The 21006-nt window shown below is 47.0% G+C and carries 21 protein-coding genes; 12 read left to right on the top strand and 9 right to left on the bottom strand.

The window, feature by feature from the left end:
- Positions 1 to 7 precede the first annotated feature (7 nt).
- Positions 8 to 1546: a sensor histidine kinase gene (locus D2V93_RS04525; RefSeq protein WP_119618575.1), complete on the bottom strand. Its 1539-nt coding sequence runs from the start codon at positions 1544 to 1546 to the stop codon at positions 8 to 10.
- 9 nt (positions 1547 to 1555) lie between these two features.
- The gene (locus D2V93_RS04520) at positions 1556 to 2293 is read right to left on the bottom strand and encodes a LytR/AlgR family response regulator transcription factor (protein WP_119618574.1); all 738 of its coding nucleotides are present in this window, start codon (positions 2291 to 2293) and stop codon (positions 1556 to 1558) included.
- Between the two features lie 259 nt (positions 2294 to 2552).
- Here D2V93_RS04520 and D2V93_RS18945 point away from each other — a divergent pair, with 259 nt between their 5' ends.
- The 7 genes from D2V93_RS18945 (at position 2553) to D2V93_RS04485 (ending at position 8753) form a co-directional block, all read left to right on the top strand.
- The gene (locus D2V93_RS18945) at positions 2553 to 3164 is read left to right on the top strand and encodes a collagen-like protein (RefSeq protein WP_220473619.1); all 612 of its coding nucleotides are present in this window, start codon (positions 2553 to 2555) and stop codon (positions 3162 to 3164) included.
- 52 nt (positions 3165 to 3216) lie between these two features.
- Positions 3217 to 3780, top strand: coding sequence for a collagen-like protein (locus D2V93_RS04510; protein WP_119618573.1), 564 nt, complete (start codon positions 3217 to 3219; stop codon positions 3778 to 3780).
- 49 nt (positions 3781 to 3829) lie between these two features.
- Complete coding sequence (locus tag D2V93_RS04505; RefSeq protein ID WP_119618572.1) at positions 3830 to 4447, top strand: SIMPL domain-containing protein; 618 nt, start codon at positions 3830 to 3832, stop codon at positions 4445 to 4447.
- A 179-nt stretch (positions 4448 to 4626) separates the two neighbouring features.
- On the top strand, positions 4627 to 5295 hold the full coding sequence (locus D2V93_RS04500) for a succinate dehydrogenase cytochrome b subunit (protein ID WP_119618571.1): 669 nt from the start codon (positions 4627 to 4629) through the stop codon (positions 5293 to 5295).
- A gap of 2 nt (positions 5296 to 5297) precedes the next feature.
- Positions 5298 to 7301, top strand: coding sequence for a fumarate reductase/succinate dehydrogenase flavoprotein subunit (locus D2V93_RS04495; protein WP_072876681.1), 2004 nt, complete (start codon positions 5298 to 5300; stop codon positions 7299 to 7301).
- A 7-nt stretch (positions 7302 to 7308) separates the two neighbouring features.
- Complete coding sequence (locus D2V93_RS04490; protein WP_119618570.1) at positions 7309 to 8055, top strand: succinate dehydrogenase/fumarate reductase iron-sulfur subunit; 747 nt, start codon at positions 7309 to 7311, stop codon at positions 8053 to 8055.
- Positions 8056 to 8270: 215 nt separating this feature from the next.
- Complete coding sequence (locus D2V93_RS04485; RefSeq protein ID WP_119618569.1) at positions 8271 to 8753, top strand: very short patch repair endonuclease; 483 nt, start codon at positions 8271 to 8273, stop codon at positions 8751 to 8753.
- Here D2V93_RS04485 and D2V93_RS04480 read toward each other — a convergent pair.
- Positions 8734 to 9438 (bottom strand): helix-turn-helix domain-containing protein, encoded by a 705-nt coding sequence (locus D2V93_RS04480; RefSeq protein ID WP_119618568.1) that lies wholly within the window; start codon positions 9436 to 9438, stop codon positions 8734 to 8736. The genes D2V93_RS04485 and D2V93_RS04480 overlap by 20 nt on opposite strands.
- Before the next feature lie 144 nt (positions 9439 to 9582).
- Here D2V93_RS04480 and D2V93_RS04475 point away from each other — a divergent pair, with 144 nt between their 5' ends.
- Positions 9583 to 9903, top strand: coding sequence for a hypothetical protein (locus D2V93_RS04475; RefSeq protein WP_143070656.1), 321 nt, complete (start codon positions 9583 to 9585; stop codon positions 9901 to 9903).
- Between the two features lie 327 nt (positions 9904 to 10230).
- Here the strand turns inward: D2V93_RS04475 and D2V93_RS04470 are convergent, their stop codons facing one another.
- The 6 genes from D2V93_RS04470 to trhO all read right to left on the bottom strand — a co-directional run bounded on the left by D2V93_RS04470 (position 10231) and on the right by trhO (position 16965).
- Positions 10231 to 10884, bottom strand: coding sequence for a 3-oxoacid CoA-transferase subunit B (locus D2V93_RS04470; protein ID WP_119618567.1), 654 nt, complete (start codon positions 10882 to 10884; stop codon positions 10231 to 10233).
- A 46-nt stretch (positions 10885 to 10930) separates the two neighbouring features.
- Positions 10931 to 11632: a CoA transferase subunit A gene (locus D2V93_RS04465; protein ID WP_119618566.1), complete on the bottom strand. Its 702-nt coding sequence runs from the start codon at positions 11630 to 11632 to the stop codon at positions 10931 to 10933.
- A 101-nt stretch (positions 11633 to 11733) separates the two neighbouring features.
- The gene (locus tag D2V93_RS04460; protein WP_119618565.1) at positions 11734 to 14058 is read right to left on the bottom strand and encodes a penicillin-binding protein 1A; all 2325 of its coding nucleotides are present in this window, start codon (positions 14056 to 14058) and stop codon (positions 11734 to 11736) included.
- Between the two features lie 3 nt (positions 14059 to 14061).
- Positions 14062 to 14553, bottom strand: coding sequence for a gliding motility lipoprotein GldH (locus D2V93_RS04455; RefSeq protein WP_072876665.1), 492 nt, complete (start codon positions 14551 to 14553; stop codon positions 14062 to 14064).
- Positions 14543 to 15709: a PSP1 domain-containing protein gene (locus D2V93_RS04450; RefSeq protein WP_072876663.1), complete on the bottom strand. Its 1167-nt coding sequence runs from the start codon at positions 15707 to 15709 to the stop codon at positions 14543 to 14545. Before D2V93_RS04450 ends, D2V93_RS04455 begins: the two co-directional genes overlap by 11 nt.
- A 224-nt stretch (positions 15710 to 15933) precedes the next feature.
- On the bottom strand, positions 15934 to 16965 hold the full coding sequence (trhO, locus tag D2V93_RS04445; RefSeq protein ID WP_119618564.1) for an oxygen-dependent tRNA uridine(34) hydroxylase TrhO: 1032 nt from the start codon (positions 16963 to 16965) through the stop codon (positions 15934 to 15936).
- Between the two features lie 288 nt (positions 16966 to 17253).
- Here trhO and recA point away from each other — a divergent pair, with 288 nt between their 5' ends.
- From recA to D2V93_RS04425, 4 genes are all read left to right on the top strand, one after another.
- On the top strand, positions 17254 to 18261 hold the full coding sequence (gene recA, locus D2V93_RS04440; protein WP_119618563.1) for a recombinase RecA: 1008 nt from the start codon (positions 17254 to 17256) through the stop codon (positions 18259 to 18261).
- A gap of 96 nt (positions 18262 to 18357) precedes the next feature.
- The gene (locus D2V93_RS04435; protein WP_119618562.1) at positions 18358 to 18795 is read left to right on the top strand and encodes a hypothetical protein; all 438 of its coding nucleotides are present in this window, start codon (positions 18358 to 18360) and stop codon (positions 18793 to 18795) included.
- A 28-nt stretch (positions 18796 to 18823) separates the two neighbouring features.
- Positions 18824 to 19354, top strand: a complete 531-nt coding sequence (locus D2V93_RS04430; RefSeq protein WP_072876654.1) for an RNA polymerase sigma factor — start codon at positions 18824 to 18826, stop codon at positions 19352 to 19354.
- Between the two features lie 11 nt (positions 19355 to 19365).
- Positions 19366 to 20898: an outer membrane beta-barrel protein gene (locus D2V93_RS04425; protein WP_119618561.1), complete on the top strand. Its 1533-nt coding sequence runs from the start codon at positions 19366 to 19368 to the stop codon at positions 20896 to 20898.
- Positions 20899 to 21006 lie beyond the last annotated feature (108 nt).

Raw genomic sequence — 21006 nt, 5'->3', positions numbered from 1 at the left:
TTCAGCTTTAGTGATTTTCCAATAGCAATCGGGGCAGGGTAACGACCACTTTTGTGCCCAATGCCTTTCCCGATGCATCCACAAGGTCCTCGACTAAAAAATGGAAATCGCCTGCGTATTTTTTTGAGTAGAAGTCCAGCCTATCATTTACGATGGAGAGCCCGAGCGATTGGCTCTTCAGTGGGTTTTGGCTGTTCCTCAGCTGTGAGGCCCGTCTTCCGATGCCATTGTCCTCTATGGTGATCCGTAAATCGTTCGAAGGCTCCAATAGTTCCACTTTAAGGCTTAATCTCTTTTTTCCCTTTCGGGTGGAAAGCCCATGCCAAATGGCATTTTCAACAAAGGGCTGCAATAAGAGGGAGGGCACAAGAAGCTGTTGGGCCTCTACCGAATCGTCCAACTCAAAGGCGTACTCCATGCCGTTCTTGAAACGGTCGCTCTCTATTTCCACATACATTTTGATGATACCCAGTTCCTCTTCGAGGGTGATGAGGTCCTTTCGGGAGCTCTCCAGTATGCCACGGATCAGTTTGGAGAACCTTCCCAAATAATAAATGGCTTTTTCCTGGTTGTTCTCGATAAAGTACGATTTGATCGAGTTCAGGGCATTGAAGATAAAATGGGGGTTCATCTGACTGCGAAGCGCATCCAAACGCAGCTGGGCAAACTTGTTCTCCACTTTGATGGCCAATTTCTCCGTGCGCTCCTTCTGCGCCTCGGAACTCAACCCCTCTATCTCTGCCTTTGTCTGCACCAGCTCGTCCGACAAGGCCCTGTTGATGCTTTCCTTGATGGTATGGTTTTCCTCGAGCTGTTCAATGTACTTTTTCTGGACATGGGCCTTTTCCTTATAGACCATTTTTTGTTCCAGCCCTATGGCCAGCGCAAACAACAGACTTTCGAACAGCACACCCAAATAAAAGATATACAGGGTCTCCGTGTTTGCAGTCTTCGTCTTGATGGAATAGAGTGAAATGATGAGATAGGAAACAAAAAGCGAGGACATCCCCAACAGGATATACCATTTGATGATCCTGTTCTGCTTGAGCACGAGACAAAATCCCCATACAAAGGCAATCAAGTTCAACGGCAACAGTACAAATACCTCACAATAATCGATAAGGTAGGATCTGGGGTTGACCAGGTACATCGCCCAAAACGTAAAATAAAAAGGGGCCAACCCAAAATAGCCCCAATGCACAAACTTCACAAACTTCGGATAGTCCTTTTTGAAACCCATGATCTCCAAAATGAAGAGGGTGAACAGGAAGGAGGCCATCCATTGGGAAGGATAGTGGAACCATCTCACAAAGGTCCTCCCTGCGGATGAATGTGCAAAATCGCTGAAAAACACCCCATCCACGTATTTGATCAGGGTGAGCCCCGTGACCAGGGCATATAGGGCATAGAAAAGGTAGAATCGTTTTTTGTGCTGAAAAAACTGGATCAGGAAAAACACGAAGAGGTAAAAAAGAACGGACACCACAAAGAACCCAAACCCATTTTGGTTGCTTTCCTTGAAGAAGTCCATCAGGCCTTTGAGCATAGTCGATCTTTATTGGGCCATCCGATGTAGAAAGGCCTCTCTCTTGTTTCTGGATACCGGGATCTTTCGGTCGTTGGAAAGCACCAGATACCCATCAGTGCGTATGTACTCGTCCACCTTGAGCAAGTGCACGATAAAGGAATTGTGTATCCTGAAAAATATGCGGCTGGGCAAAAGGTCCTCCAGTTCCTTAAGTTTCTTGGAGACCAAAACCTGTTCCCCGGACTCCAAGAACACCTTGGAATAGTTCCCCTCCGACTCACAATACACAATATCGGCCACCCTCAAAAACAAGATTTTCCCACTCACTGGGATTTGGACCACCTGGGGGGCACTGGCACGGGAAAGCGCCTCAAAAGTCTGCTCGAACTGATGTTGAAAGCTCTGTTGCCCATTCAACTTCTTCAATTTCTCTATGACCCCGGCAATATCATCCTGGTCCACAGGTTTGAGCAGATAATCCACCGCACTTTCCTTGATGGCCTGGATGGCATACTGGTTGTATGCCGTGGTGATCACAATGGCAAAATTCCGGTATTCCAGTTTGTCCAAAAGCGAGAACCCACTCATCTCCGGCATCTCGATATCCAGAAACACACAGTCCGGCTTCAAATAATTGATGCCCGAAATGGCCTCCTTCGGGGAAGTGAACGTTTCAATAATGGAAATGAAATCGGGGTATTTCCGCAATTCCCAGGAAAGACTGTTTATTGCCGCAACCTCATCGTCAACTATGATTGCCCTCATAACTCTGGTGTTCTTTGTCCCAAATTAAAAATAGAAGCAAAACGCCTTCCCACATTAATGATACTTGACCTAAAAAGGTGTATGTACGACAGTTATACCGTATGGATGGGAAATTTCCTAAAAATAGGAAGAAATGGTGTTCCATACACAAAAAAGGGTTGCCGACGAATCCATTTATGCCCTTGGTAATAATTGAAAGTTTCCATGGCAGGATTGATCCTAATTTGGCCCCATGAAACCCAAAAAAAATTTGAAAATCATGAAAACAAATGTTTTATCTGTCAAAACTATTTTGATTATGGCCCTGTCCATGGCATTGGTCACCTCCTGCTCGTCAGAAGACGGTGAAGATGGTGCAACCGGCCCACAAGGGGAGCAAGGTCCCGCAGGCCCAGCCGGTCCACAAGGTGAGCAGGGTGCCCAAGGAGAGCAAGGAGATCCCGGCACCGCCAATGTAATGTATTCCGATTGGGTAGATACCGAATTGGGGAACAGTATCGTCGCCTCATCGGCCTCTTTTGACATCGAAGCTCCTGAAATCGGTCCAGACATGTTGAACCTTGGAACCATTCTGGTATATGGCCGAAGAATAGAGCTTCCTGGGGATGGCAATGTTGTTTATCCGCTTCCCATTGTATTTGGTGCTGCCAGACAGCAATCTTACTTCTTTGTGGCAACAAGCGACAATATTAGGATTACGGTCCATGCCAACGAAGAAGGCGAAAGTGTAGGGGATGGCTCCTATTTGGAACAATACAGATATGTGCTCATTCCAGGTGGGGTTTCCACTTCTGGAAAATTGACGCCCGACATGGACCTTTCCAAGATGAGCTATGAAGAGGTGATTGAATTGTTCAACATTCCTGAATAACATCCTAGATAGCCCAAGTTCCCCCAACTATCAACACTTAAAATTGACACACATGAAAAGTCAAATCTTCTTATTGGGCTTATTGGCAACCCTCTTTCTGGCCTGCTCTGGCGACGATGGGGAGGACGGTGCCACTGGACCACAGGGCATTCAAGGGGAGCAAGGACCTGAAGGTCCGCAAGGCTCCCAAGGGGAAACCGGAACCGCCAACGTTATCTATTCGGATTGGATTCCTTCCGGTTTTGAATCCCCGATTGCGGACATCAATGCCTACTTCAGCATTCCGAATGTGGAAGCGTTAACGGATGAAGTGAAGGCAAATGGTTTCATTGCAGTATATGGCAGATATACTTCTATCTCAACCACTATCCATCCATTGCCCAAATCGATTTATGGCCTACGTATGCAACATTATGAATTTTCAATCAATGCTTTGAACCAGAACATAGTCATTAGGATCGCTTCCATTGATGGTTCGGACATTGAGATTCCCCTTTATGATGATTACCGTTACATCATCATTCCCGGTGGGATCCCTGCAGCAGGTAAGATGGCTACTGACTATTCCCAAATGAGCTACGAAGAGATTGTGGCCCATTTCAACATTCCAGAGTAAAACCCAGTGCCCCCGCCATTCTTGGCTGGGTTCTTTTAACACCACAACTATGAAACCTATAACATACATCTTATTGGCTTTTTTGCCATTGATGGGTACGGCCCAAGAGGAAAACACCACCATCAAAGTAAGTGCAAAGGCCGTCCATATAGATCCATCCCCCATCTATAAGGCCACCGTTTCCCTGAGCACTGCCTTTACTAGTTATCTGCCCGATGGCATCGACCTGAAGCAGTTAAAATCAGATTACAAAAAGGCCGTGGAGTCGCATGGCATCGCTTGGGACGAGATTAAAGAGACTCCACACGAATTTGGTTTCGAGACCATGGGCTATGACAAGGAAGGTGCCGTCTATGAGTTCACCACGACCTCGGTGGAAAAGATGAGGGACTTTCTGGGGATAAGATCTTTGGGGGTACAACGCTTGAACGCCGTTGCCATTTTGGAAATCGACCCCAATGAGGCACGGTCGCTCAGTGAAATGGCCCTAAAAGATGCCACCGCCAAGGCGAATGCCATAGCATTGGCCCTAGGGAAAGAACTTGGGCCTGTTGAAGCAGTAGAGGACAACCAGTTTATGGGCAAACAAATAGAGACCTCCATCTATTACGACCGCCCAGTGGGGGAATATATTTATACCCTTCAGGTGGTCTTTGCTACCAAATAAGTGGTTGAACACGAGCTCTTTAACTATTTCACCCTTAATCGAACAAGCCCCTATGGGGCTTTTTTTTGATTTTGTGGACCCGTTCTTTCCTTAAAACGTTTCTAAATAAGAGGTTTCGTGCTGTTTATTGCTTGTTAAAAACTCGATCGTGCCGTAAATTTGTCTCAAAACCAGCACTAATGAGTGGATTGATAAAATCTTCAATTGCCCGCAAAGTGGTAATGGCACTTTCGGGTCTTTTTTTGGTTGTTTTTCTTACACAACATTTTACCATTAACATCACCTCGGTCATTGACCCTGACACTTTTAATTCTTGGTCGCACTTTATGGGGTACAACCCCTTGGTCCAATTTGTACTGCAGCCCATTTTGATTGCTGGGGTGATCGTGCACTTTGCCATGGGCTTTGCCTTGGAGATCAAGAACAAAAAGGCAAGGGGCGGCAGTTATGTGAAGTACAAGGGCAGTGCCAATGCGCCTTGGGTTTCAAGAAACATGATCTATTCCGGATTGGTGGTGCTCGCCTTTTTGGCCCTCCATTTCTATGATTTTTGGGTGCACGAGATGGCCTACAAGTATATCGAGGTGTCCCCCGAAGATCCTACACGTTACTACCATGAAACCGTGGAGAAGTTTGCCCCGGCCTGGAGAACGATTCTCTATATTATAGCATTTGTTTTATTGAGCCTTCACCTGTGGCACGGTTTTGCTTCTTCCTTCCAGACCATGGGATGGAACAACAAGTACACCCCTGCTGTAAAAACATTCACTAAAATATTCTCGGTGGTCATTCCCTTGGGCTTTGCATTCATCGCCCTATATCATCACCTTAACCCAATAACACATTAAGTATGGGCATATTGGATTCAAAAGTTCCTTCAGGGCCTTTGGCCGACAAGTGGACCAAACATAAAAACGACATCAACCTGGTAAACCCTGCCAACAAAAGGAACATCGATGTCATTGTTGTGGGTACAGGATTGGCAGGAGGTGCCGCAGCGGCCACCCTGGCCGAGTTGGGCTATAACGTTAAAACGTTCTGCTATCAGGACTCTCCCCGAAGGGCGCACTCCATTGCAGCGCAAGGAGGTATCAATGCAGCAAAAAACTATCAAGGGGACGGCGACAGTAACTATCGTCTCTTCTACGACACCATAAAGGGAGGGGATTACCGTTCCCGTGAGGCCAACGTCTACCGCTTGGCCGAGGTATCCGGAAACATCATCGACCAATGTGTGGCCCAAGGAGTCCCTTTTGCCCGCGAATATGGGGGGCTTTTGGACAACCGTTCCTTCGGAGGGGTTTTGGTTTCCAGAACTTTTTATGCCAAGGGACAGACAGGCCAGCAATTGCTGTTGGGAGCCTACTCTGCCATGAACCGACAGATCAACCGTGGCAAGATCAAATCCTATACCCGTCATGAGATGATGGATTTGGTTTTGGTAGACGGAAAGGCCCGGGGAATCATTGCCCGTGACCTTGTTACCGGAGAAATTGAACGGCACAGTGCCCACGCCGTGGTATTGGCCACAGGAGGGTACGGAAACGTGTTCTTCCTTTCCACCAATGCCATGGGAAGCAACGTGATGGCTGCTTGGAGGGCACACCGCAAAGGAGCCTTCTTCGCCAACCCATGTTACACACAAATCCACCCGACCTGTATCCCGGTGTCCGGGGAGCATCAATCCAAGTTGACGTTGATGTCCGAATCGCTCCGTAACGATGGACGTATTTGGGTGCCCAAGAAAATGGAAGACGCCGTTGCCATTCGCGAAGGAAAATTGAAACCTACGCAAATTGCCGAAGAAGACCGTGATTACTATTTGGAAAGAAGATATCCTGCCTTTGGTAACCTAGTGCCTCGTGATGTGGCCTCCAGGGCCGCCAAGGAGCGCTGCGATGCCGGATTCGGGGTGAACAAGACCGGAGAGGCCGTGTACTTGGATTTCGCCTCCGCCATCAAACGGTATGGAAAAGAAAAGGCCATGACTTCGGGTATCAAAGATCCCGATGAGGCCACCATCATCAAATTGGGAGAGGAAGTCATCGAGGCCAAATATGGAAACCTTTTCCAGATGTATGAAAAAATCGTGGACGAGAATCCATATAAGACCCCAATGAAAATCTATCCCGCAGTGCACTATACCATGGGCGGACTTTGGGTGGATTATAACCTACAGACCACCATCCCCGGTTGTTATGCTGCCGGTGAAGCCAACTTTAGCGATCACGGGGCCAACCGTTTGGGAGCTTCCGCACTGATGCAAGGCTTGGCCGACGGATATTTTGTGCTGCCCTATACCATCGGAGACTATCTCTCCAAAGACATTAGGACCGGTAAAATCCCAACGGATTCCGAAGCATTTGACGAGGCTGAAAAACAGGTCCGTGAACGCATGGAAAAATTGATGTCCGGTTCAGGTATCCATTCCGTGGATTACTATCACAAAAAACTGGGCAAAATCATGTGGAACAAATGTGGTATGGCCCGTAATGCCAAAGGGCTGGAAGAGGCCATCAAGGAGATTGCGGAACTGCGCAAGGATTTTTGGGAAAATGTGAAGGTTCCTGGCAGCATCAATTCCAAAAACCAAGAGTTGGAAAAAGCTGGAAGGGTGGCAGATTTCTTGGAATTGGGCGAGCTTTTCGCGAAGGATGCCCTGCACCGAAACGAATCGTGTGGAGGACACTTCCGTGAAGAGTACCAGACCGAAGAGGGCGAAGCGCTCCGTGATGATGAGAACTTTAAATATGTGGCTGCTTGGGAATACGTGGGCGAGCCCAAGGATGCCAAATTACACAAAGAGGATTTGGTGTATGAGAATATTGAACTGAAGACAAGGAGTTATAAATAGCGAAGCGATGAAGCTACATTTAAAAATATGGCGTCAGAAAGACGCATCCTCAGCAGGAAAAATAGTGGATTATACCCTTGACGGTGTTGAAGGGGATATGTCTTTCTTGGAAATGCTGGACATCCTGAACGAAGAGCTCGTTTCCAAAGGAGAGGAGCCCGTTGAATTTGACCACGACTGTAGGGAAGGTATCTGCGGAACCTGCTCCCTTCAAATTAATGGAGAACCACACGGTCCAGACAGATTGGTTACCACTTGCCAGTTGCACATGCGTAAGTTCAACGATGGCGATACCATTGTAATCGAACCGTTCCGTGCAAAAGCATTTCCGGTGATCAAAGATTTGATCGTGGACCGAAGTGCTTTTGACCGTATCCAACAGGCTGGCGGTTATATTTCCGTGAACACTTCGGGGAACACTGTGGATGCAAATGCCATTCCGGTCAACAAACATGCTGCGGACGAGGCCATGGATGCCGCTACCTGTATCGGTTGTGGTGCCTGTGTGGCCGCTTGCAAGAATGCCAGCGCCATGCTCTTTACCTCTGCCAAGGTTTCCCAGTTCGCCCTGTTGCCCCAAGGCCAAGTAGAAGCGGTGGAACGCGTACAGAACATGGTGCGCCAAATGGATTTGGAAGGCTTTGGAAACTGTACCAATACCGGTGCTTGCGAAGTGGAATGTCCCAAAGGCATTTCGTTGACCAACATTGCCCGTATGAACCGCGAATACCTATCCGCTTCCTTGAAGGGATAAGCGTTCAACATATCAAATTACAAAACCCAAATTCCGGATGGAATTTGGGTTTTTTTATTACCTAAGGAGAATGCTGATGCCGGTCCCTTCGACTACGCTCAGGGACCTTGATTAACCAAAACATTAAGGTATGATGGAGATTCTTCATTCGCTTCGCTCACTCAGAATGACAAAACAACTCTCCATTTTTCATTGAAACCTTTGTAAATTGTACTATGCCCAAAAAATATCAACAGGAACGTATCAAAGTGCCTCGGTTCAATGAAGAATCGGGTTTCTACACCACGCCGGAGCGTTCCAAGATCATGGGCAAGATACGCGGCAAGAACACCAAGCCGGAATTGGCCTTTCGGAAAGCGTTGTGGGAGGCGGGCTATCGGTATCGCATTGATTATAAAAAACTCATAGGAAAGCCGGATATCGCCCTAAAAAAATATAAAACCGTCATCTTTATCGATGGGGAATTCTGGCACGGGTACAATTGGGAGGAACGAAAGGACAAGATCAAGACCAATCGAGAGTTTTGGATCGCGAAAATAGAGCGTAACATCCAACGGGATGAGGAGGTGAACGACGCTCTGGACGAAATGGGTTATAAAGTGTTCCGCTTTTGGGAAACAGAGGTGAAAAAGGACCTGGACCGTTGTTTGGATGAAGTGCTCACCCACTTGGAGCAGGTCAAATCTGCTTTTTCATGACCCGGAACACCTGGAGCACGTCATTTATGGAAACCTCAAAATCCTGATATTCGGGGGATGTGTTCAGGTTGTGGCACTGCAATGCATTCGTCTGCCTGTTGTAACCCATGAGTTGCTTGCAGATGATCCTATCCGAACAGACCAAAATGTAGGAGCGGTTCCATAGGTTTTCATCGTTCTTGGTCAAGGTTTCCTTTTTGGTTTCCAGTGCCAGTACAAAGGCCCTGTTGGGAATAGCATCCATAGTGGAGTCGTTCATCGAATCACCGGACACCTCAAAAACCCGATGGGGCTCCTCGTTCAAAAAATCGACAATAAAACCTGCCTGGAATGGATTCTTTACGCTGTCCTCCTTGAGGTTTTCTATGTATTTTTTGCTCCATTCCACGAGTACCAGCGGTGCCATGACCAAATATTTTCCGTGGCTCAATGGGTAGAACACACTCCCATGTTTGGTAAAGGGCTGCTTTTTGGTATAGGCCTCCCCCATATCGTTCACTTCGTGGAGATAGAGTTCGGCAATGGTGAGATCAAAAAAATCGGCAATCTTGGTGAGGTTCTTTATGGGAATGTTGGCATCTTTCCTTTCGTACAGCTGTATGGTACGCAAGCTGACACCTATTTCCTTTGCCAGTTGGGATTGACTGATATCTTTTTTTCGCCTTAATTGCTTTATTGTGTACATATAATTATTATATTGTGCAATATTGTTACGCAATATGATATAGCTGCAGCAATTTCACTACTTTCTGTAATTGGGTTACAAGCCAAATATAGAAAATAGGATCTGACCCCAACACATTTATTAACGGACCACAAAACCTTCGGAATGGGCTCAATGAAAAATGCAGGCTTTGTCATCAAGAGCGATGACATCTTTTCACCAGAAGATTATGGAAAACCGATCAGTGAACGGCTATCCGAAATCCTTCGCAGGAATGTTTCAAAAAACGACTATGCCAATATTGCGATTCGTAGCAATGTGAGCTTCTCCACGATTCGCGATGTGGTCTACCGCACCAATAGCCTGACCAAGACGAATGCCCAGGCCATTGCGCTGCTCATCCATGCGGCCTTTGAAAATTCGATTGCCCACAAACTGCTTGTGGAAGGGGACTCTCTGTTCTTGGGTACTTTGCTAAAGGTCTAGGCGAAAGCGGTATTGGGGAATACAAAAAATAGGACATAAAAAGAGCCGGACGTTTGTCCGGCTCCAAATTTTTCAGGGGGATACTGAACTACAGCATAAAAAGCTTTTTGATCAAAAGCATGAATCCTGTAAAAAAATCGTTTCTGTAGACTTGGACATTCTCGTCCATTGCTCTGTGGGTAATTTTGAATGCCATGGTTGTTTGGTTTTAATGGTTTAATTTGGGTGAAAAAATCGATATAACCAAATATAAATCCGATAAACGGCAATTTAAAACTATTGTTGCGTAATGGTTTTAATATGTTGTAAAAAAACCGAAGATAATTGTTAAATGTTCATTTCGGGGATTTCTCCTTCCACAATAAGATTTCCTTCGGTGGCAGCCACTATTTCCTCAACACTCGTTCCAAGGGCTCTTTCCAACAGCTTGAAACCTTCCGGAACGACCTCCAAAACAGCTAGGTTGGTCACGATCTTCTTTACACAGCCCACTCCCGTCAAGGGCAACGTGCATCTTTTTAGGAGTTTGGACTCCCCCTCCCTATTGGTGTGCATCATGGCCACGATGATGTTTTCGGCAGAGGCCACGAGGTCCATTGCACCTCCCATACCTTTGACCATCTTACCGGGAATCTTCCAATTGGCAATGTCCCCGTTCTCCGCCACTTCCATGGCCCCCAATATGGTCAGGTGCACATGCTTGCCGCGGATCATGCCAAAACTGAGGGCCGAATCAAAAAAGGAGGCCCCCGGAAGGGTGGTAATGGTCTGTTTTCCCGCATTGATGATATCGGCATCCTCTTCGCCCTCATATGGAAACGGACCCATGCCCAGTACGCCGTTCTCGCTCTGGAACTCCACACTGATGTCGTCCCTTACAAAATTGGCCACCAAGGTGGGAATACCTATCCCCAAATTGACATAGTAGCCATCTTGGACCTCTTTTGCGATTCGCTTTGCTATTCCGTTTTTATCTAGCATATTTCTTCTTTTTGTAAAACACCCCTAAAGTCCCCTTAAGGGGACACTAGCCCCGTTGTCGAACAGTTCGTTGTTCAATTCGTTTCTCATAGTTTTTCCCTTGGAAAATGCGCTGCACAAATATGCCAGGGATATGGATCTCATTGGGGTCCAAGCTACCTGCCGGGAGGAGTTCCTCTACCTCGGCTACCGTGATGGTGGCAGCTCCGCACATACAGGGGTTAAAGTTGCGCGCTGTGCCCTTAAAGACAAGATTGCCGGCCTCATCACCCTTCCAGGCCTTCACGAATGAGAAATCGGCCTTAAAAGCGGGTTCCAACACATACATTTTTCCATCGAACTCCCGGGTCTCCTTGCCTTCGGCCACTTCGGTGCCAAAGCCTGCGGGTGTATAGAAGGCCGGGAAACCGGATTGGGCGGCACGGCATTTCTCCGCCAAAGTGCCCTGTGGCGTAAGTTCCACCTCCAGCTCACCGCTCAGCATCTGCCGTTCAAACTCGTCGTTCTCGCCCACATAGGAAGATATCATTTTCTTGATCTGCCGCTTTTGTAAAAGTAGTCCCAGGCCAAAATCGTCCACCCCGGCATTATTGGAGATGCAGGTGATGTCCTTTACCCCTAACCGGACCAGTTCGGCTATGGCGTTCTCAGGGATGCCACAAAGGCCAAATCCTCCCAACATGAAGGTCATACCGTCCGCAACACCATGCAAGGCTTCCTCCACATGGGCAACTGTCTTCTTGATCATTCCATTCGAATTTTGGATTGCTTGAAATTACGATATTAATAAAAAAGCCCCAAGCAAATTGCAATTTGCTTGGGGCAAAAGTTTTTGAACAGATGTCCTATTTAGAAATCAAGGTCGTCCAGGTCGTCGTCTGTATCCAAATCGTCCTGATTGTCTTGTGATTCTTTGCTACAGTCTATGTTGATGGACATTTCCTCGGGCACCTCAAAGGCATCCTTGGAGACACCAATTTCTTCGTTGGCGTAGTTCTTTTTCATATACAATGCCCAAATGGGCAATGCCATGGATGCTCCTTGTCCATATAACAGTCTTGAAAAGTGGATGGATCTTTCCTCTCCACCGACCCAAACCCCGGTTACCAAATTGGGCACCATTCCCATAAACCAACCATCACTTTGGTTTTGGGTAGTCCCAGTTTTTCCTGCTATGGGGTTGTTAAGTTCGTAGGGGTATCCCGTAATGATTTCCTTGTACATGGCCTGGTTTTTGGCATAGGCGTGCCTTAACCTTCCTCCCGATCCGTATTGGGTTACGCCTTCCATCAAATTGATCATGGCGTAGGCCACATCCTTGCTCAACACATCTTTGGTCTCTGGGGTATATTCGTAGAGCACGGTCCCGTTTTTGTCCTCGATACGAGTGACCATGACGGGCTTCACATACACTCCTTGGTTGGCAAATGTACCATAGGCCCCCACCATTTCATATACATTGAACTCAGGGGTTCCCAAAGCAATGGCCGGCACTTCCAAAATATCACGGTTAAGTCCCATGTTCTTGGCCATGGCCACCACCGAACCCGGACCTACACGATCAATCAATTGGGCGGTAATGGTGTTCACGGAGTTGGCCAATGCACTTTTCAGCGTCATGTTCTCTCCCGAATATTTGCCATCGGAGTTTTTGGGGCACCACGCCTCAAGGTTTCCATGCTTTCCGGGCTCGATGCAGTACTGGTTATCCGGCAGGGTGTAGCATGGGGAATAGCGAAGCTGGTCTATCGCAGCAGCATATACAAAGGGCTTAAAAGTTGATCCGGCTTGTCTGGCCCCTTGGATCACATTGTCGTACTGAAAGTGTTTGTAGTCAATCCCCCCTACCCAGGCCTTTACGTGTCCTGTTTGAGGTTCCATAGACATCATGGCCGTCCGCAGGAAGGTCTTATAGTACCGAATGGAGTCCATCGGCGTCATTATGGTATCCTTTTCGAACGAATCGCTGTTCCAATCAAAAACAGTCATTTCTGTCTTTTGTTTGAAAGAGGCCCGAATCTCATTTTCGGATTTTCCTTCGCGGCTCATGGCCCGCCATCTAGGTGAGGTTTTCATGGCCCGTTCCATGATGTTGTCTATCTCGAAGGTTTCTATGTCCAGAAAAGGCGCCGTGGGGTTCCTATCGGGTGTGTTCTGGTGGAAAAATTCGGCCTGTAGGTTTTTCATGTGTTCTTGGACGGCCTCTTCGGCATTGCGCTGCATACGGGAGTCCACTGTGGTATATACCTTCAGGCCATCCAGATAAATGTTCCATTTTTCACCATCGGGTTTGGGGTTCTGGTCCACCCAAACGTTCAAAAACTTTTGCATGTACATCCTAAAATAGGTCGCCAATCCTTCGCGGTGGGATTCTGGATTGAAATTGATCTTCATCTCCAATGCCTGAAGGGAATCCTTCTCTTTTTCAGTGATATAACCATATTTGGCCATCTGGGCTAGAACAGTGTTTCTTCTGTTGAGGACCAGTTCTTTTCTTCTCATCGGATTATACAGAGAAGAATTCTTCAGCATCCCCACCAAAACAGCGGATTCCTCTGTTCGCAGTTCTGCTGGTTCTTTTCCAAAATAAATCCGGGCCGCCGAACGTATGCCATCGGCATTGTACCCAAAATCATAGATGTTGAGGTACATGGCAATGATCTCTTCCTTGGTATAGTTTCGTTCCAAACGGGTAGCAATGACCCATTCTTTGATCTTTTGGGTGTACTTGGTCCAGTTTTTCGCCCTAATCCCTACGAAAAGTTGTCGAGCCAGCTGCTGTGATATGGTGCTGGCGCCTCCCTTGCTCCCTAAAAACACCAATGCCCTTAAGGTTCCCCTGGCGTCAATTCCAGAGTGGTCATAGTATCTGGCATCTTCGGTTGCCACTAGGGCATTTACCAAATTCTCAGGAAGATTTTCATAGGCAATGGGGGTCCTATTATCGTCTAGATAGAGTTTGCCCAAAGTCTCTCCATCCGAAGAGATGAACTCGGTGGCCAAATTGGTCTCAGGGTTTTCCAAACGTTCAAAAGTGGGCATTTCACCGAACGCTCCCCATGACGCCAATAAAAAAATCAGTATGACCGACAGAACACCGGCCCCAAAGAGGATCCAAAACCATTTTATGAACTTAAAGTAGCCTTGCTTTTTCTTTTGACTTGTCTTTGCCATTAATCAATTATTGGGTGCTTTTTCTATTTCCAAACCAACATCTGTGATGCCTTCCAGCACAGAGAGTCCCTCAACGTCTCCATTTTTGCGCATAGCGTGCAAAATATTCACCTTATATACGCCGGCCATTGGAAAAACGACGTTTTCACGGTACCAAAGTTTATTTTCCTTGACGCCACCCATACCTTTGCCCAGCCATTCCCCTGTGGGTTCTGCCATACGGTATTCCAACGTGTCCTTCATGGTATTGCCGTCTGGGTGTTCCAGTTCGGTAATCAAAAAAAGATTGCTGAAGGGAAAGGTGTTGTCATTCCTAATATTGATGAACATATTATAGGTCTGTGTGCTGTCCAACCCGGAAACTTGAAAATGTACGGCATCATCCATTTCCCATTTGCCGTCCCGTATCGGTATGTATTCGGAAAAAACAAGTGCATCGTTGCATGAAGCCAGTGCAAGGATTACTGTAAGAAGAAACAAAGTGCTACTTCGCATCGGGTCTTGCTTTGGATTTGTTGTTTCTGCGTTTTTTGTTTCTGCGCTTGCTGTTCCTCTTCGGCTTGTCAAAACGGGTAAGGCTATCCTCTCCCACTACATTTTCATATGCCGTTTTTTCCTCGCTGGTCGTATTCTCCTCTGCATACTCCTCTAGGGTGGGGGCTTTCTCGTTTTTCTTGTTCAGCTCCAAAATTTCCAATACTTGTTGTTTGGTCAGGGGATGCCAGTTCGCTGGTTCGTCCTTGTATGAAAACCAGAGGGTTTCCTTGAAGATATCTGCCTTTTGGCAGAAGGCCAGTCCTTTTTTTGTCATCAACTTGCTGTCCTGCGGAGGGAAATCCTTGAGGGCTTCCAGATACACGTCGAGTTCATAGTTGAGGCAGCATTTGAGCTTTCCACATTGCCCTGCTAGTTTTTGGGGGTTCAAGGCCAGTTGCTGGTATCTTGCAGATGCCGTGCTGACCGACCTGAAATCGCTGAGCCATGTAGAACAGCAAAGCTCGCGTCCACAGGAACCAATTCCTCCTAAACGTTGGGCTTCTTGCCTATAACCAATCTGGCGCATCTCGATGCGGATCTGGAAGGCCTTGGCCATGTCCTTGATGAGCTGCCTGAAATCGACACGGTCCTCGGCCGTATAGTAAAAAGTTGCCTTTGATCCATCTCCCTGGAATTCCACGTCGCTGAGTTTCATTTCAAGTTTGAGGGCTATGGCTATTTCGCGAGAGCGTTTTTTGATTTCTTCTTCACGGTCGCGGCATTTTTGCCAAATATCGATGTCCCTTTGGGTGGCCTTTCTGTAGACCTTGGGAAGGGTCTTGTCATCGGGAGCGGTTTTTTTCCGCTTCATCTGCACCCGTACCAGTTCGCCGGTAAGGGTCACCACGCCCACATCATGGCCGGATTTGGCCTGGGTGGCCACGACATCGCCAATGGACAGGGGAAGGTTTTCCTCGTTCCTGAAAAATTCCTTTCTACTGTTCTTGAAACGTACCTCAACGCAATCAAAAGGTTTTTGACCGTTGGGCAACGACATATTGGAAAGCCAGTCAAAGACCGTTAGCTTGTTACAACCATCAGTGCCGCAAGTACCATTGTTCTTGCAACCACGCGGTTGTCCATCCTTGCCGGTTGAACAACTGCTACACGCCATATTTTGTATCTTGATTGAGGTTCTTAAAAAAATCGTTGTCGGTTCGATTGCGGTCGAGAGCAACTGAATCCTGAATGTACATCCCAACTGCTCCTTCGACTACGCTCAGGATAACAACTCGATGTAACATTTATGTGCCCTTATTTTTTTAGAACAACCTCAATAGGGTTCATAAAAAATTACTCAAATGTAAATATAGCACAATTTGTTGCAGTGGTGAAATGCTACTTCTTGTATTTCAATACAGGTGAGCGTCCTTTTTTGAAAATCTTGTTGCTGGCCCCTTTGCCCTTCCGTAGTTTTTTTTGTTCCTCATAGGGCAATGCATGCACTTCCTTGCATTCCATCGAGCAACAATTGTCCATGGCCGCAGCACATTCCTCGCACTGTATAAAAAGTAGATGGCAGGCCTCGTTGGCACAGTTGACATGGGTATCGCAGGGTTTCCCACATTGGTGGCAATGGGCAATCACGTCCTCGGATATGCGTTCCCCCCTCCTGTGGTCAAAAACAAAGTTTTTGCCCAAAAATTTGTTCTCCAGATTTTTTGCCTTCACCTGGCGGGTGTACTCGATGATTCCGCCTTCCAACTGGAACACATTTTTGAAACCTTTGTGCTTGTAGTAGGCGCTGGCCTTTTCGCAACGGATTCCGCCCGTGCAGTACATTACCAGTTTTTTGTCCTCCTTAAAGTCGGCCAAATCCCTTTCGATGATGTCCAATGAGTCCCTAAACGTATCCACATCGGGGGTGATGGCGTTCTTGAAATGGCCTATTTCGCTTTCGTAGTGGTTGCGCATATCCACCAGCACGGTGTCCGGATCCTCGATGAGTTCGTTGAACTGTTCGGCCCCCACATGGATTCCTTTGTTGGTCACGTCAAAAGTGTTGTCGTTCAGTCCATCCGCAACGATTTTTTTTCTGACCTTCACCTTCAATTTCAAAAAGGATTTGTTGTCCTGTTCGATGGCAATGTTCAGACGAACATTTTCCAAAAAAGAAATGCTGTCCAAATGCGCCTTGAACTTTTCAAAATGATCGGCTGGAACGGAAAGTTGGGCATTGACCCCCTCGTAGGCCACATAGATACGGCCCAACACGTCCATTTCGTTCCAAGCAATGAAAAGATGGTTCCTCAAGATCTGTGGATTGCCGATGTGTGCGTATTTATAGAAAGAGATGGTGAGCCGATCCTTGCCGGCCTCTTCAATGAGTTGTTCCCTTTCCTTTGCGCTTAAGGTATTGTACAGTTGCATGCTATACCAATAATTTAAGTTAAAGAATGGTTTTCAATAAAAATGGCCACAAAGATAGGGATTCTTCCGGGCAGCAACGAAAAAGGGCCCATAAATGGACCCTTTTTTAAACAAATTCCTTTTCTTTTTCAAAGCGTAATTTTTCTCCCTCCTTGCCATTTCGGACCCCGCGAGGCCCTATCGATATGAGTTAGTACTCCTTAGATTCGATAAAATCAAAAAGGTTGCGTGGCTTTTGTCGTATGAAGAAAGAAATGGTATTTTAGCCTTCCTAATTATTTAAAAACCATGAGCAACGAGAAAGAAGCAAAACTGAAAGCCCTTAAACTCACCTTGGACAAACTGGACAAGACCTATGGCAAAGGTGCCGTAATGAAAATGGGCGATAGTGTGGTAGAAGATGTGGAGGTGATTCCTTCCGGATCGTTGGGATTGGACATTGCCCTTGGGGTGGGCGGTTATCCAAAGGGCCGGGTCATCGAGATCTATGGTCCGGAATCATCCGGTAAGACGACCCTGACCCTTCATGCCATTGCCGAATCGCAAAAGGCAGGGGGCATTGCGGCTTTTATCGATGCGGAACATGCCTTTGACCGTTTTTATGCCAAAAAACTGGGTGTCGATATCGACAACCTTATCATATCACAGCCCGACCATGGGGAGCAGGCACTTGAAATTACCGAAAACCTCATCAGGTCCGGTGCCATCGACATCGTGATTGTGGATTCTGTTGCCGCACTTACCCCAAAAAGTGAGATCGAGGGCGAAATGGGCGATTCCAAAATGGGGCTTCATGCCCGCTTGATGTCCCAAGCACTCCGAAAATTGACCTCTACCATCAGCAAGACCAAATGTACCGTGATCTTCATCAACCAATTGCGGGAAAAAATAGGCGTAATGTTCGGAAACCCCGAGACCACCACAGGAGGAAATGCACTTAAGTTCTATGCCTCTGTCCGATTGGACATTCGGCGCTCCACACAGATAAAGGACACCGACGGCGAAGTACAGGGGAACAAGACCCGAGTGAAGGTGGTGAAGAACAAAGTGGCCCCTCCTTTCAAGACCGCCGAGTTTGATATCATGTATGGAGAGGGCATCTCCAAGATCGGGGAAATCCTGGATTTGGGTGTGGCCTACGAAATCATCAAAAAAAGTGGTTCCTGGTTCAGCTATGGCGACACCAAGCTTGGACAGGGGCGTGATGCCGTCAAGGCCCTGCTCATCGACAATCCCGAACTTTCCGAAGAACTTGAGGTCAAAATAAAGGAGGCCATAGCCGCTGTAAGCAAATAAGCCTGCAAACCCATCTGGGTAAATTAACTTTTGGTTGTGAAAATCCTACGCAACCCTTGACTGTACTGTACATCTAGGGAATAAAAAAGGATTTATATGAAAAAAGTGCTTGTGCCCATTTTATTGTTTGTGGCATGCTCATGGCTCAGTTCCTGTGATCTGGACGATGATTCCCCAAATTTTTACTTTGCAGCCCTAAATGTAGTGGAAGCTGATGTTCCCGAATCTTTTGAGTTCGGAGAGACCTACGACATTGAGGTTACTTACCAAAGACCCAATAGTTGCACCTTCTTTGAAGGGTTTGATGTGACAAGGACCGATCAGACGGACCGGGACGTGGTGGTAATCGGTTCCGTTCTCGTGGATGAGGACGCTGCCTGTACCCAAGAAGTTACGGAGGTAGTGGCCACTTTAAAGTTTCACGTGATATATACCGGCGAATATCATTTCAGGTTCTATGCCGGAGAAGACGAAAATGAAGAACCTATTTATCTGGAATATACGGTCCCGGTAAATCCGGAACCCACAAACTGAATAGCAACAATCCAAAATTGACCAACATTTGGATCTTGAAGAGCTGATACATAATTGTAAAAAGGGGAAACGTCAGGCGCAGTCCGAGCTATACCAAAGGTATTCGGGTGTACTCTTCGGTATGTGCCTGAAGTATTCAAGAAACAAGACCGAGGCAGAGGACAATCTGCACGATAGTTTCATGACCATTTTCAACAAGATAGACCAGTACAGTTTTCAAGGTTCATTTGAAGGATGGATCAAGCGGATAACGGTCAACACCGTGCTCCAAAAATACAGGAAGGAAAACCACCTCAACGTTGTTTCCGAAGAAATAGAGGACGATGCCGAGGTGGAAACAGATCAAGCGGACATTAGCCTGTCCACCCTTTTGGGATACATACAGGAACTGCCGCACAAATATAGGCTGACGTTCAACCTTTATGTCTTGGACGGATACAGCCACAAGGAAATCAGTGAGATGTTGGGGACATCCACTGGGACCTCAAAGTCCAATTTGGCAAGGGCCAAGACCATTTTGAGGGAGAAAATAGAAAAAGAGAAAATGAACATTGCTTAAAGAACTTAACAATGGGGAAAAAGAATGTAGAGCAATTGTTTAGGGACACCTTTCGGGATTATCATGAGGCCCCGGACGAAAAGGTATGGAGAGCCATAGAGGCATCCCTGGACAAGAAGAAACAAAAGAAACGCATGGTCCCGATATGGTGGCAGCTTGGGGGAGTCGCCGCAGCTTTGGTCGTACTATTGTATGTGATCGGCCCATTTGGCACGGATGAAAAACAAGATGTGGAGCAGACCATTACCGATACGGAAAATGGTACAGGCCCCGACTCGAGCGACAAAAAAGCCGGTACCTCAGATTTTAATGACCCTGTCAATACTACCGCAACAGAAGGTTTGGCCGGTTCCTCTGAGGAAAATGTCGCCTCCAAGACCCAAGGCCGGCAAAGTTCAGACAATGGGGATTTCCATACAAATTCTAAAGGCCAAGTGGCCCAAACCGATAAAAAAACAGCTCCCAATGAAAGGATAACTACTCCCAACATCCAAAGCCCAGACAACAAAGAGACCATAGCGGTCACGGATAATGTCCAAAAAAGAAACAGCAACGACCAGGACAAGGTTTCCAAACAAGACGTGCTGTTGGGTAAGACATCCAATGACAAGGACGCCATCGCGCTCAACAATGCCAAGAACCAATCCTTGGAAAAACAGAATGGTTCCGATATGCAGGCCAAAAAAGAAGGGCAGGCCATTGCCCTGAACGAGGAGCAAGAGAAGCAAAAAGAGGAGTCCGGCAAAAAATCCATCTTTGATGCCATCAAAGAGCAGGAGGCTGAAGAAGAGCTCATCGCTGCACAGGGCAATTCCGGAAAATGGTCTGTTGGCCCATCCGTGGCCCCTGTATATTTTGGTGCTTCCGGCAATGGGTCTCCCATACATTCCGATTTCTCGTCCAACTCCAAATCGGGGAACTTCAACCTGAGCTATGGCCTTACCGTGGCCTACGAAGTGGGAAAAAAGGTGAAAATCCGCTCAGGGGTACACAAAGTGAACTATGGTTATGATACCAATGATGTGGTGTTCTCATCAACATTGAGGTCTTCCTCGAACGAGATGTTTGCCAATATCGATTACCGCCAAAATTCAGAGAGCATCGTGGTCCAAAGTGCCAACAAGTCCTATAGTAGCCCAATCGTTTCAGATTCCAAAGAAGTGCTGAACGCCCTTCCCGCTCTGGACGGAAAAATGGTACAACAGCTGGGCTATATCGAAGTGCCCGTGGAAATCAACTATGCCTTGGTCGACAAAAAATTTGGCGTGGACCTCATCGGCGGGTTCAGTTCCCTGTTCCTAGTGGACAATTCCGTGCTGTTGGAATCCCAAGATCTGGTCACCGAAGTGGGTGAGGCGAACAATGCAAATTCCGTGAACTTCAGTGCCAATGTGGGTATGGGCCTCAATTACGACTTTTCACCAAAGGTGCAATTAAACATAGAACCCGTGTTCAAGTACCAATTGAACACCTTTTCCAATACTGCCGGCGTGTTCCAACCCTTTTCCATCGGGGTGTATAGTGGCGTCAGTTTTAAGTTTTAGGAAACAAAAGGTTGGTTAGGAAGATTGCTCCTTTATGCAATCACATAGTGCTCCGTTCTTTTGGCGGGGCACTTTTTTTCTGCTATATCCGTTCGCAAATTTTTAGTA

It is taken from the genome of Flagellimonas taeanensis (genome assembly GCF_003584105.1).
In the GTDB taxonomy this organism is placed as follows: Bacteria; Bacteroidota; Bacteroidia; order Flavobacteriales; family Flavobacteriaceae; genus Flagellimonas; species Flagellimonas taeanensis.
Note: the sequence above shows the minus strand (reverse complement) of the source record. Positions and strands in the feature narration are given on the sequence as shown.